This window comes from Mucilaginibacter kameinonensis, from assembly GCF_003675385.1.
In the GTDB taxonomy this organism is placed as follows: domain Bacteria; phylum Bacteroidota; class Bacteroidia; order Sphingobacteriales; family Sphingobacteriaceae; genus Mucilaginibacter; species Mucilaginibacter kameinonensis.
In genome coordinates, this window is record NZ_RCWZ01000005.1 from 780655 (window position 1) to 794886 (window position 14232).

The window sequence follows — 14232 nt, forward strand, 5'->3', positions numbered from 1 at the left end:
TGAACGTAACTGGCTAAAAATATCCCGGTTCTCTATTCTATAATCCAACTATTGTCAATATTCAGCGTATACAGGATACAATGAAATTTTACCTGGATTTAAATATGAAAAAACTAATGCAGCCCGGGAATCCGCATTATGCGGTTTAAATAGACAAACACGGAACTTTTATCCGTTTTCAAGTGCTGCCGAATTATCATTTATGAAATCTACATTCTTTACGCAAATCCTTCTCCTTTCCATATTTTGTTTTTTACTCTCATCATGTTATCAATCGCCACAGGTTAATGCTAAAAAAGTTACGGTTTGCATTCAAAATATAAATGGTAAGTATCAATTATACCGTAATGGAGAACCGTTTTTCGTAAAAGGGGCCTCGGGTTTTACAAACCTGAAACAATTGGCAGCGGCGGGGGGCAATACCATCAGGGTTTGGGACACATTACACTTAGCCAGTGTCCTGGATTCGGCTCAAGCCAATCATTTAGCAGTAGTAGTGGGTTTGCCAATGCCTTCAAGCGAAAGCCTTGAAAATTTTTATAATACCCCTAATGCCAATGTTTATGCAGATAAAATTGCCGGTTTAATTGAGCGCTTCAAAGATCACCCTGCGTTATTAAGCTGGTGCCTCGGTAACGAACTTGCATTTCCTAACAAGCCGAAATACAACAAATTTTACGCAACGTTCAATGGTATCGTCGATATGATTCACCAAAAGGACCCTAATCATCCGGTGACGACAACAATCATGAGTTTTCAAAAGAAAAACATCGTTAACATCAAGCTGCGCACAAAAATCGACTTTATTTCATTCAACATTTTCGGCTCTATTCAAACATTGAAAGAAGATCTTGTAAAATTCAAGTGGTTTTGGAGCGGACCGTTCTTAATTACAGAATGGGGCATTGAAGGGCCCTGGCTCGCAGAAAATCGAAATGCATGGGGCGCTTACATTGAAAACACAAGTACAAAAAAAGCAGAACAATACCTTACTAATTACCAAAAATACATGCCGGTAAATGATCCGGGTTTTTTGGGCTCAATGGTATTTTATTGGGGACAAAAACAGGAACTAACCCCTACATGGTTCAGTATGTTTGACGAAAACGGCGCCGAAACCGGGGCCGTTCAGGTTATGCGTTACATCTGGACCGGCAAAAAAACAACAAACAGCGCCCCTTCACTTAAATATATGTTGTTAGATGGAAAGGGCGCCAGAGACAATATCTTGTTTCAACCTGCTATAACCGTTAACAGCAAAGTATATTTTGAAAACGCAGATACAACCGGCTTAACATTTAAATGGAAAATATTTCACGAGGACTGGTTTAAACCCAATGGTACTTTTAATGAAAAGAAGCCAAAGGAAATTCAGAATTTAATCGTCAATCAGCATGGATCCAATTTAAGCTTTAAGGTCCCCGATAAAGAAGGGCCTTATCGCATATTGGTTTATGTATATAATCAAAAGGGAGCTTTCGCTACTTCCAGTACACCTTTTTATGTATTAAAAAATCCATGAAGAACAATTTAATTAAACCGCCAAGCAAACTACAGCTGCTTTATTTGAGATTGATGATTCTCATCGGCGTGTTCTGCATGCTTTTTTTCACATACAGCCTGTTCAAAAAATCGGTTATTGGCTATCAGCCCCTTTACTGGCTGCTAATGTCGACCTTTATATATACGTTTTTCAAAATATTATATGAGTGGTATCATTACTGGTCAATAAGCGTTCCCTCCACCCCACCATTAACAAAACGATATACGGTAGATATATTTACTACTTTTTGCGCAGGTGAGCCTTATGAAATGATTGTTGAAACGCTTACTGCTATTCAGGCTATACATTATCCGCATCAGGCATACCTGTGTGATGAGGCCGATGATCCGTATTTAAGATCAGTGTGCCAGGAACTGGGAGTTCACCATATTACCCGAACTAAAAAGATAAATGCAAAAGCCGGTAATATCAACAATGCATTGGCTCAATCGTCCGGAGAACTATGTGTTGTCCTTGACCCGGATCACGTGCCTACACCCGATTTTCTCGATCCGATAGTTGCACATTTTGACAACCCTGAAATTGGGTATGTGCAAATTGTACAGGCTTACTACAATCAGGGCATCGGATGGATAGCGAAAGGTGCGGCACAACAAACCTACCAGTTTTACGGCCCAATGATGATGTGCATGAACAGCTATGGAACCGTTCAGGCCATAGGTGCCAATTGTACTTTCAGGCGAACGGCGTTGGAGTCGATTGGCGGCCACGCCGCCGGGCTGGCAGAAGATATGCATACTGCAATGCAACTGCACGCACGCAAGTGGAAATCCATTTATGTACCGGCAGTATTGACGAGAGGCCTTGTTCCGGCTACATTATCTGCCTATTATAAGCAGCAATTGAAATGGTCGAGGGGCGTTTTTGAGCTCCTGGTTACTTCTTATGTTCAGCTATTTAAAAAATTCACCTGGCGACAAAAGCTCCACTATGGTCTTTTACCTTTGTTTTACTTATCGGGTTTTGTATTTCTTATTAATTTCCTGATTCCTGTCATATCCCTTTTTATGGATGTATTTCCATTAAGAATGGATTTTTCGGAGTTTTTGGTTATTAGCATCCCTTTTATAACCGCGGTTATCCTGATCCGGCATTTTGTGCAGCAGTGGGTAATGGAAGACAATGAGCGGGGATTTCACGTAGTTGGAGGATTATTGCTTATTGGCACATGGTGGGTATTCATTTTAGGTTTTATCTACACCCTCATCAGAAAGGATGTTCCTTATATTGCGACCCCCAAGGATATTAAGGATGAAAAAAACTTAAGGTACAATCTTCCTAATATCGTGGTATTGGTAGTTTCCATTGCCGCTATCGCTTACGGCCTTCACGACGACTGGAGTCCGTTTACGCTTTTCATGGCAGGTATTGTCAGCCTGAACTGCATGTTCATGATTTTTATGCTGATAGCAAGTTCGGAACTAAAGTTTCAGGGCTACGTGGGTAAGCATGCTACCTTATTTAGCATGGTTTCGCAAGTACAGCATGTTAAAAAGCATTTTTGGTTACTGCGAAGAAGAATATATGGTGGTGTAAGAAAACTGAGCCTTATTCTTACAGTGTTAGCAGTATGTTTAAGTATATACGCCTCCCGGAATTCGGATGAGGATTCGGGCAGCGCGGTCAAAGGCCCTGCTTTAGCATCTTTTCATACCACTCAAAAAGATTCTTTAACCGATACATTAACCGGTGTCGAAGACGAGGTAAAAGATCAGGAACAATTATTGGCAAACCCTTCGTTTTTTACATCTATTAAAGGTGTGATCTACTCAAAAGGGAACTACTGGTATAAAAACATAACTCCGCTCACAAAAAAGATCATCATGGACGACTTTGATGATATGAGCAAAGCAGGAGTAAATACCATAAAAATATACGGGCCCAATATCTATGATCGCTCCATTTTTGAGGCTGCGGATAAAAAGAACTTAAAAATACATTATAGTTTCTGGATGCCGGACCCGCCAAACTTTCTGAATGACACCAGCTATTTAAAGGATCAAACTGCTGTTATTCTTAACATCATAAATAAGAATAAATCAAACCCTCAAATTAGTGCCTGGAATCTTGGCAACAACAGTTACCAGCAACTGGCTCAATATTATAAAGGGGCACAATTACAGCAGGCCCAACTGCACTATATCAGTTTTTTAAAGCCCCTGGTAAAGGCAATCAAACAGGCAGACCCAAGCAGGCCATTAACAGTTGACCTGCTGTCGTCCTCATCACTTGGCACGACTATGAGTTTATTACATGAGCAGATGCCTCAAATTGAGGCATTTGGATTGATCATTAATAACAAGCATTCATTAAAATTTATTAAACCAGATCTTAAGGCTCCTTTTTTCTTCAGCAGCGCCAACCCTATGGCCCTTGCAGGCAAAGAACCTTCCGGTGGGGCTTTTTATGCCAACTGGCAGGATCAGCAAAGTGGCGTAGCTATTACACTTGATGGTTTAAAAGATATATGGGGCCGAAATAAACCCTATTTGAATAACATAAGCAAACGCTGGAATGGCACCGTGGCCAGCTACAACTTGCCTCATGTTAAAATACTAAAACCAGCCTTAACAACAACTCCTGGTGCCTCGTTGTCTTACAACGCCCTGATTTATGCATACAACAAATGGAATATAGCAGGCTATTTAAAAAACGACTTGAAATTTGAATGGTATCTGATCAAAACAGACAACTGGGGCAATGCCACCGACATGAAAAAGTTGGGTGACGGACCAAGTATAAATGTTACAATTCCGCAAAACGACGACAGGTACAGAATATATCTCGTTGCTGCCAAAGGCGATAACATGACCGACGACTATACCACTTTAAATACACCTCTTCAAAATTAATTGTTAAGTGAAAAAAACATCCTCTAAAGTTTATATAGCAGTAGGCCTGGGTATATTATTGGCAGGTATCTTGCTACTAAACATGCGTTTTTCTTTTAAGAGTTATTTGGTGAATAGTTACTACCCCACCAATGAACAGGTATTAGCTGTATTTGATCCAACCAACTTAAACAAGTCCCAACCTGTTAAAACTATTTCATGTTACAGAGGCGTATTAACAAACACGGCGTTATGGTCAAACTATGGAGATTTAGAAACAGCGTTAAATAAGGGAGACGTATTAATCACTTTAGAAACCTGGCTTAAAGGCTCTGACTATAAAAACAATGTTTTAACGGAAGTGCTTAAAGGGCGATTTGATAAGCAGTTCAATAAATTGGCCGCCATAGTAGCCAAGAGCAGCCATCAAGTATTTATTCGCTGGAACCCCGATATGGAAGTACCTGCAGGTGTTTATCCCTGGCAATTTAAATCTCCTAATGACTATATTAGTTCATTCAACTATTTTTCAAGAAAGATAAAAGCCAATGCTCCCAATGTACAAATCGTTTGGGGGCCGTCAGGATATCCCGGTGATACTGAATATTGGCCGGGAAATAAAACAGTTGATTATGCAAGCATAACACTTGGCAGCTGGTCTGAGCTCACCACTCACTTTTATCCGCAGGACCAAACAACTGTTGCCATGTTAAAGCACAAGCTGCATCGCCTGAGGTTTATTAGCAAACCAGTATTGATCATGGGTAGTGATAAGGGCAAAACAGATTTTCAGTACAGTTGGCTAAATGAACAAAAGAATTTAGTTACGACTTACAACAATACCATTTATAGTAAAAACAATTATACAGACAGCATTAAAGCAAAACCCAATCGAACTTCATTAAAGATCGGTGTGTTTGACCCTAACAAACGACTTGTTAACCAACCAGAGATTAACGTAGAGCACATTTTTACCGATTGGGGCGAACTGGAACGGGGTGATTTTGAGAAAAAATTTACAGAGGCTATTAATCGCCACCACGAGGTAATTGTAACCATGGAGCCATGGCGGGATATAACCGGTAAACCTGACACCGCTGTTTTGGAGAGCATATTGAAAGGGCGCTATAACGAACAGATCAAAAAACTATTTGCCATAATTTCTGCAACCGACAACACAGTTTACCTGCGATGGATGCACGAAATGGAAATTCCCATACACCGTTACGCGTGGCAAAGCCAGGAACCGGTTACTTATATCAACGCCTTTAGATATTTTATGCAGTTTAATGGCGGGCCAGGTAAAAATGTAAAAAAGGTATGGGGCCCTGCCGGTGATCGCGGTTCTGCTGATTTTTGGCCAGGCAGCGATGTTGTGGATTTTATCAGTATAGCCATTTATGGTTTGCCGGACAAAAACATTACCGACCCGGAGAAACAGGAAGCCTTTAGTACCATATTCAACAGAAAATATTTCAGGATGAGATTTCTTGACAAACCACTATTCATAACCGAATTTGGTGTAAAAGGGCCAGAAAGCTTCCAGGACAAATGGCTAATTGATGCAGCAAAAACAATAAATACCAATCCACACGTATTTGGCGTTTGCTATTTTAATCTTTATGACAATCCTAAAGCCTGGGGCAATATTAAAGCTCCGGATTGGAGCATCAGCCAAAAATCCATGATTAAATTTTGCAACCTTCTTAAAAAGTAGGGCAAACAGAATCTACCTCTATGCTACACCTTTTGCAAATTACCTGCAAATGCTGGTAAACTCGAAATCGGAGATTCTGTTGAAATTAGTAAATAAGGAGGATTTTAATCTGGTGTTTGTTAATTTTCACTCACAAGCTTCAATTTACGCTAAAATTAAACGTGGCAGAATTTGACTCGTTGCCCCGTGCGTCTTTCGTAACTACCTTCCAATAATATTTAGTTCCGGGCGTTACGCTAACGCCGGTTAAAAACATGTTTGTTACATTGCTTTCCAAAATCGTCATGCCGGTAGCCGTAGTGCCCAGATAAACCTCGTAACCAATAATATCATTATCCGCGTCGCCGCCCTTCCATTTTAAATCTATTTTGCCTGCTACAGCAGACAAGCTTTCACCGTTTGCAGGTGCAACCGCGTCGGCAGGAAACGGTACGTAGTAAGTCGCACCGGGCCCTGGGTTATAAAATTTCCAGGTTTCGCTTTGTGCCGTCGCTGTGCTTTTTGTCGATTTGGCTGTTACCGCCCAAGAGTAAGGTGTACTGCGGGTTAATGACAAAAGCAGTTTAGAGTCATTTACATTTTTTATGATTACCTCGCCTGATATCAGATTTTTAAGGCTTACATCGTAACTATCAGCGTTTTTTGCCGTTGCCCAGGATAATTGAACAGAACTTTGCGTGGCCGACAAAACGCTGCTTGGCGTGCATGCGGCGTTCTCGGCCGGGAATAACAATACCGGTTTTTCCGGATCGGGCTGAGTAATTATATTATCGTTGTGACTTTTTCCACAACCAGAGCATATAATGAGCAGGAGCAATAGAAAAGCGCTTATCCTCATTTCTTCATTATTTTAAACGTATATTGATTGTTATCAACCGTTAACTTAAGGGTGTAAATACCGGCCATAGTAATGCGTGACACATCAAGTTTGAGCGGATTTAGCGGGCCTTTAAATTTGCCATTGTATACCTGCATACCCATAGCCGAATAGATTTCGGCCTGAACAGAGGATGGATTCTGATTAGTTAAATTAATGTAAAGCGAGTTCTCGAAGGCATTGGGATATATCAATATACTTTCGGCTATATTAATAACCTTCTCTATAACGCCCTGGCAATAGGTGTTGCTATTAATGCTCAGGTTATTTTTACCAGTCATAAGTGGCAGATTTATCAGGCTATCCGTGGTGGTGTACAAGGCGCCATTTAAACGGATATGATATTCGGTAGCACCACTCATAGATAATTGCACCGTTTTTTTATCAGGGCTCACTACGGTATACAGCGAAAGATCTTTAGGTTCGGTAACTATCAGCGTGTAGCATTGACTGTAACCACTTTGCCCGGCAATAGCTATACAAAGATTATAGGTACCGGCACTTAGATCATTTATCACTCCATTATTTGTAAACTGCAGGTTAAAGTTGGTGTTGCCTGTAAGAGTAGCGATGTAATTAAGGCTCTGTGCAGCTGTAATATTAATACTGCCATTTTTCGATCCCTTACATGTAGCTCCCGTTACAGCTATTGTAAAATTGTCGGTCGGCAGGTTATTGGAAATTGTTAATGTGCCAGGTAAATAGGTTATATTATAATTGGCAGCTACCGCGCCGCTTAGGGTAATTGGGTATGTGCCAGCAGCGGAAGATGCAGTGGCGCTTGTTGTGGCCACAGGCTTTACGGCAATACTGGCCTCGGTATCGCCATTTACAAAACCGGCATAAGTAAACGTAAAAACAGGATTGGACTGGCCCACATAACGGGTTTTATTATCAGCCGCAATACTTAGCGGTGCTGTTTTTACCACCAGTTGTTTTGTTGCCTGGCCAGGATACGAGCCTGATGCGGTTGCTGTGATCACAGCTGTACCCGCGCCGGTTATGTGTATTTTATTATTATTAATAATGGCTACAGAGGGGTTACTGCTGCTTAATGTTATAGTACTGGCCGTAGGCGGTACCACATCAGGAGCAAAATCTGCCGCGCCATAAACCACCTCTCCTATCGCATTAAATACAATTGCCTTATTGACATCGGCAGTGACGGTGAATGATTTTGAAATGTTAGCACCGGCATCATCGGCGGCGGTAATGGTAACGGTGACTTTGTCTGTAGCGTTAATTTTAGTTCCAGCTACCGGCAGTTGCGTAATTTTAACCTGAGCCACTCCGCAAGTACCAGAAACAGAAACGTTGTTGGTGTAATCCGGGAGAGTTGCTTTACCATCGGCGCCCAGCGGCAAAAGTTTATCGGCAAAAGTGGTATTAATAACAAGTGCCCCCACTACCTTAACTTTTACCTGGGCGGTTACCGATGACGGTGCCGAACCGATGCTGCCGTCGAGATAACCTTTTACGCCGCCAGCAAATGTGCTTACCTTCCCTGTTGCATCTATTTTGCGGATGCAGTTGTTATTACCATCGGCAACGTATATGTTACCTTTGGAGTCAAGAGCTATATCTGTAGGATTATTAAACCTGGCTACATTGCCAGCGCCATCTATATAGGCGCCCGCAGCTTCTTTACTTCCAGCTATAATTTTAACGGTACCATCAGCAGCTATTTGCGCCACCGAATTGCCGTTCAAAATATATAATGAGTTTGCCGGGCCGGCTGCTATAGCTGTTGGATAGATATAGGAGTCGGCTCCCTTTAATGTTAGGGTTGACACCACAGCGTCGGGTGTGATTTTACGAATAGAGGCGTTATTAGCATCCGCAACATATAACATCCCATCAGCGGCAACAGTTACATCTTTGGGAAGACTAAATGATGCCAGCCTACCTGGCCCATCCTGTTTCCCGGACCCATAAACGCCTGCAAATAAAGTTGCAACCCCTGTTTGGGTAACCTTAACAATGGTTCCGCCTCCAGCATCTGCAACATACAAAGTACCATCGGGCGAAATGGCCATGCCGGACACACCAAAAACGGAGCCTTGCCCCGAACCTGGATAAGTATCACCGCTGGGAGCTCGTCCGCCTGCCATTGGGGATACATTAAGCCGGGCATCTATTTTTCGGATCCCATTCCCGCCAACATACAAATTGTTAAACGGATCCGTTACTACAGCCGAAGGGTAAGAAATTCCAGCAGCTATACCATTGCCATCCTTATTTTGATTATTGCCGTTGCCTGCTATAGTACTAACTACTCCGTTGGTGCTGATCTTTCTCAGCCTGTAATTATTGTAATCGGTAACATACATATTGCCCGTAGCGTCAAAAGCTATAGATGTTGGGCGGTCAAACTTCACCGCGCCCGGGTTAAATGCTGCCCCTGCATCATCCACCTTTACAGCTACAATTTGACTACCAGCTGTGGCGCAGCTAAAGCTTGATGGAGATAGGGTTATAGTAGCGTTGGCGCTTGCAGAAGTCACCGTAGCAATATCTGCCAGGGTGATATTTTTAGTGCCTTTATTATCAAGTGTTAAGTTAACCACATCGGCCAGGGGTGTTATAACCGCGCCTGTGCCCTTAGGCGGGCCGTAGGTAAAACCAGCCAGTTGCCCGGTACCCAATGGTGTAGTAACCGAAACGGCGCCACTACCTCCGTCGCCAACCATAGCAGTAATTACGCCAGGTGATGCTACGGTAAAAGATGTTGCCGCGGTGCCGCCAAAATTAACACCGGTTGTTCCCGTAAAATCGATGCCCTTAATGGTTACCATAGTGCCCTTAGCAGCTTGTACCGGCCCAAAGGCACTGATTACAGGCTTTCCCGCTACGTGCGGATTATTTTGAAATAAAGCCAACCCTCCAAAAGGTGAGTTAATAACCAGGTCGGGTTTGCTGTCACCATCCAGGTCGCCGGCGGCTATATGTGAAATAGCCCCGGTTATTATCTCCACCTCGGGCAACAGCGAACTATCGGTAAAGCTACCTGCCGTACTTACATTCCTGAAAATACCTAAGCCGGTGGGCTTGGTAAAATCACTCATCTGCGATGTAACAATATCAAGCTTACCATCACCATCTAAGTCGGTTAACATTAACCGGAACAGTTGTGTGGTATGAAATTCAACCTTGGGTGCAAAACTAATTTTCCCAGCAATTGAGGTATTGCGTAATACACAAAAAGTAAAATCAACAGTGCTAACTGCAACAATATCCGGCTTACCGTCGCCGTCAATATCGCCAACTACAGGTATAACAGGCAAGGTTTTGCCTATACCTATATTAATTTCCGTATCGAAGGAGGTAGTATTGATTTGACTGGCAATAGCCTTGTTTCTTAAAACCGAAATGCTACCGTTATCATTTCCTGTTATAATATCAGGCTTACCATCACCATCCAGGTCACTAACCACCAGGCTTACCGATGGGGAGTTTATTTTATAGCTTATTTCGGTATTGAACTTAAAGGGTTGTTGCTTGCGCGAAATATTAGCGGATATTTTAACCGCGCTATCATCGTGCCCGCCAACAGATATAACATCAACCAGGCCGTCGCCGTCAATATCTGCTGCAGCGGCAGCCAGTGTATATCCACCAGTTCCATTAAAAACGCCAGGCCCAAATGATAAGTTACCCGGCGTAGAAGTGTTGGGATAAATACCAAAACTGTAGCCGTATGGATAGCTGCCACCGCCCCTGCTTAAAATATCCGGTTTACCATCACCGTCAATATCTGTTACAGCAATCACATCCGGTGGATAAAAATCTACTTTGGATGCAAATGATGCCACGCTAAGGGCTTTACCCTTTACGGCGATATTACGATAAACCGACATTGCGCCGTGGTAAAAATTGGAGTCGATAAGACTTACAATGTCCAGTTTGCTGTCGCCATCTATATCTGCCAGTATAATGTTATCATCTCTGGAATTGGTGTGGATATAGGCGGGATCGCTAAAGTCTGTTGCCGAGATACTATTTTTTGAATTGAATGTGGTAACAAATGGCTCCCATGAATTACTCACCCTGTTATTATAATTATTGGTAACAGTAATTTTATCATAAACGCTACTCACAGGTAGAGGAACAGTTAAACTGGTAGCTGATGCCGTAGTTACAACCTGACTTATCCGGCCTATTACAACCGTGTTACCTGATGATTGTGTATTAAAACCGCTGCCCGTAATAGTTACCTGTGTACCGGCCTGCCCTTTTAACGGACTAATCGAGGTGATTTTAGGCGGGCTAACCGGTACCTGCGGGTTGTAATATACAGGTTGTATCCCCGAGCTAAGCGCCGGTAATATATCCGGGAAACCATCGCCATTAATATCGGCAATAACCAGGTTACCAGGTTCAGCGGCAATATCAACATCTATAGAAGGATCAAATGCAATATCAGCAATTGTACTTTTGTTGCGATAAATAGCAATAATGGTGTGGTTATTATTAAGCGGATTTGAAACCACTACGTCAGGTTTGCCATCGCCGTCGATATCGGCTATATTAAATGGGCTGTATGCATCACTATACGGGCCGGTATTCAAAAAGCGCGGGGATGCAATTGACTTATCGTCAATAACTCCTTTGACTGATAAATTTTGAAATACCCATTGCCCGGACATGACAATATCCAGTTTGTTATCGCCGTTAAAATCGGCCAGTTTAATCAATCCTGTATAAAAGTCAGAAACCTTTACTCCAGCACTAAAAGCAGTTTTTCCATTCGCAGAAATATTTCTTGCAATGAACAGGCCGCTTAAATAACTGAGGTCAGATGAATTGGTATAAACCAGATCGGGCTTACCATCGCCGTCTATATCGCCAAAGTGCAGGTCACGCCCCCCATAAACATCAAAATAAACGTTGGTGTTTGTAAATGAAAGATGCTCGGCGGTTGATGTATTACGATAAAAATTAAGACCACTGCCCAGGAAAGTATCTGATACTATATCCAGCTTGCCATCGCCGTCAATATCGGCCAGCATCACACTGGCCTGGTAATAATAATATTGATCGAGGGCTAAAGTGATAGCCGGCTCAAAGGCTATGTTTCCTATTGTTGAAATATTTCGTAACACATATGCCTTTTGAATTGCGGAACATACGACTATTATATCGGGTTTACCATCGCCATCCAAATCACCAATTTGAAACTTATCAACAATGCTGCCCATATCAAACTCTTGTGCATTATTATATTGATCAGATGTGTGACCTTGCAAAAGGCCTTTGCTGCGCGCTATAGATAATATCTTTCCCTGAAACGAGGCCGATACCAGATCAAGGGCGCCATCACCATCCAAATCTGCAAGGTCGACATTCATGTACCTGTTACCGCCATACGTAACGGGCGCCATTTCAAAATCTACAGCTTTAATACCAGGATTACCGGCGTAAGTAATATCAAATGCCAAAGATGAAGTTGCGGAACGCACGGTTTCTTTGTTTAATACCGTAATGGGCTTATAGGTTGCTCCGGCAGGCACTGTAACAATGATTTGTTTGTCGGTAGCCGATTTTATGATGGCCTTTACGCCGCCAAAGTAAACCACATTATTGGCTACCGCATTTTTATTAAAATTGGCTCCCACAATGGTGACTTCTGCTCCTACCGGCCCACTTAGCGGAGATATGGAAGTAATTATCGGAGGGTTAGTAGGATTGTTACGTAAAATTGAAACCTTGTTAATATCGTTGGTAGCCACAATATCCGGGCGGCCATCTCCATCAATATCACCCAATGCAACATTACCTGTAAACTGGGCAATTGGGACATCTAACTTATCAGTAAATGATGTGGCGGTAATATTCCCATTAGCAATACTGCTTTTAAGAATAGAAATGCCGTTATCACCATATTCTGGTACAACTATATCTAAACGCCCATCACCATCAAGATCATCAAAAGCTACAGCTGCAGGTTGCTTGCCAGTTTTAAAACTAATTTTTGGCAGAAACGCGGTGCTGTTAATACCGCTGCCATTGGTTGCATTGGTTAATATCGATATCCCATTATCATAAGTATCAACGGTAACAAGTTCTGGCTTATAATCATTATTTAAGTCGACTGCTGCAATTGCTCCTGTACCCCAGCCAGACGGAAAATCCACACTGCCGGCAAATGTATTTTTATCAAGCACCCCGGCCATTTGTTGCTGGTTGCGCAATATGGAGATAGCTCCAGAATAGTTAAGACCTGCTATATCCAGCTTCCCGTCGATATCAAAGTCGGCAAGTATAACGTTGTTTAAAGCTACGGCTATGTCAAACTTTGCCGCAAAAGAATTGCTTGTGATACTACCTTGAGCCGTAACGTTACGCAGTATAGATATGACACCTCCGTTAGCGGTAACAATGTCTGGTCGTCCATCGCCGTCAATATCGCCAATAGCCATACTTAATGGGGCCGTGCCCGTTGCAAAATTCACCTTTTGACTAAATGATGCGGAGTTAATAGTTCCGCTTACGCTATTATTACGATAAACCGTAACATTATTATCTGCTTTGTTCGCCACTATTAAATCGGGCTTACCATCTCCGTCCATATCCTGCAATGCAAGGCCCACTGGTGCGGTACCGGTTGGAATATCAACTTTGCCTGCGAATGATGAACTGATTATAGTCCCCTTAACGGCAACGCTACGGTAGATTGAAACGCTATAATTGATATCGGATGTATTTAAAACAGCCATGTCGAGCTTGCCATCGCCGTCGATATCACTCAGACAAATATTTTTAGGCAGGTAACCAGTTTGCAGATCAACCTTGGGGTCAATATCGGCCGCGCCTAACGCGCTTTTACTATCTGAAGTGACCAGGAAAGGAGCTGTGGAATAACCTGTTAAGCCATTACCCTTATTTAACACCGAAATAGGTTTATAAGTAGCTCCTACCGGTACCTTTACGGTTAAAGATGTTGCTGTTGCATTTATTACGCTTGCTTTTACACCGCCAAAAAAAACTATATTATTGGTTGGATTTGTGTTGAAATAATTCCCGCTTAACGTTACTGTTGTACCAACCGGGCCAGTTCCGGGGCTAACTGTACTAACATAGGGCGATTGTGCGAATGCATTTACTGTAAAGAGCAGTAATATATTGTAAAATAGTAAAGTTTTTTTCATTGTGCAGGTTTAGGTCCACGATAAATGAAATATAATTACCGTGAATAACAGGCATAAAGATATAATTTCACTGGCACACAATAATCTATCAAAGA

Annotated in this window: 5 protein-coding genes; 3 read left to right on the forward strand and 2 right to left on the reverse strand. The window is 42.3% G+C overall.

All coding sequences use genetic code 11. The features are described from left to right. Positions 1–202 precede the first annotated feature (202 nt). From EAH55_RS26210 to EAH55_RS26220, 3 genes are read left to right on the forward strand one after another with little or no spacing between them, the layout of a single operon-like run. The gene (locus EAH55_RS26210; RefSeq protein WP_121812258.1) at positions 203–1522 is read left to right on the forward strand and encodes a glycoside hydrolase family 2 TIM barrel-domain containing protein; all 1320 of its coding nucleotides are present in this window, start codon (positions 203–205) and stop codon (positions 1520–1522) included. Next, positions 1519–4416 (forward strand): glycosyltransferase family 2 protein, encoded by a 2898-nt coding sequence (locus EAH55_RS26215; RefSeq protein ID WP_121812259.1) that lies wholly within the window; start codon positions 1519–1521, stop codon positions 4414–4416. Before EAH55_RS26210 ends, EAH55_RS26215 begins: the two co-directional genes overlap by 4 nt. Before the next feature lie 7 nt (positions 4417–4423). Beyond that, complete coding sequence (locus tag EAH55_RS26220) at positions 4424–6112, forward strand: glycoside hydrolase family 26 protein (protein WP_121812260.1); 1689 nt, start codon at positions 4424–4426, stop codon at positions 6110–6112. A gap of 139 nt (positions 6113–6251) precedes the next feature. On the opposite strand, the gene EAH55_RS26225 is transcribed toward EAH55_RS26220, so the two are convergent. Next, the gene (locus tag EAH55_RS26225; protein WP_121812261.1) at positions 6252–6950 is read right to left on the reverse strand and encodes a fibronectin type III domain-containing protein; all 699 of its coding nucleotides are present in this window, start codon (positions 6948–6950) and stop codon (positions 6252–6254) included. Continuing rightward, positions 6947–14137, reverse strand: a complete 7191-nt coding sequence (locus tag EAH55_RS26230) for an FG-GAP-like repeat-containing protein (RefSeq protein ID WP_121812262.1) — start codon at positions 14135–14137, stop codon at positions 6947–6949. Before EAH55_RS26230 ends, EAH55_RS26225 begins: the two co-directional genes overlap by 4 nt. Positions 14138–14232 lie beyond the last annotated feature (95 nt).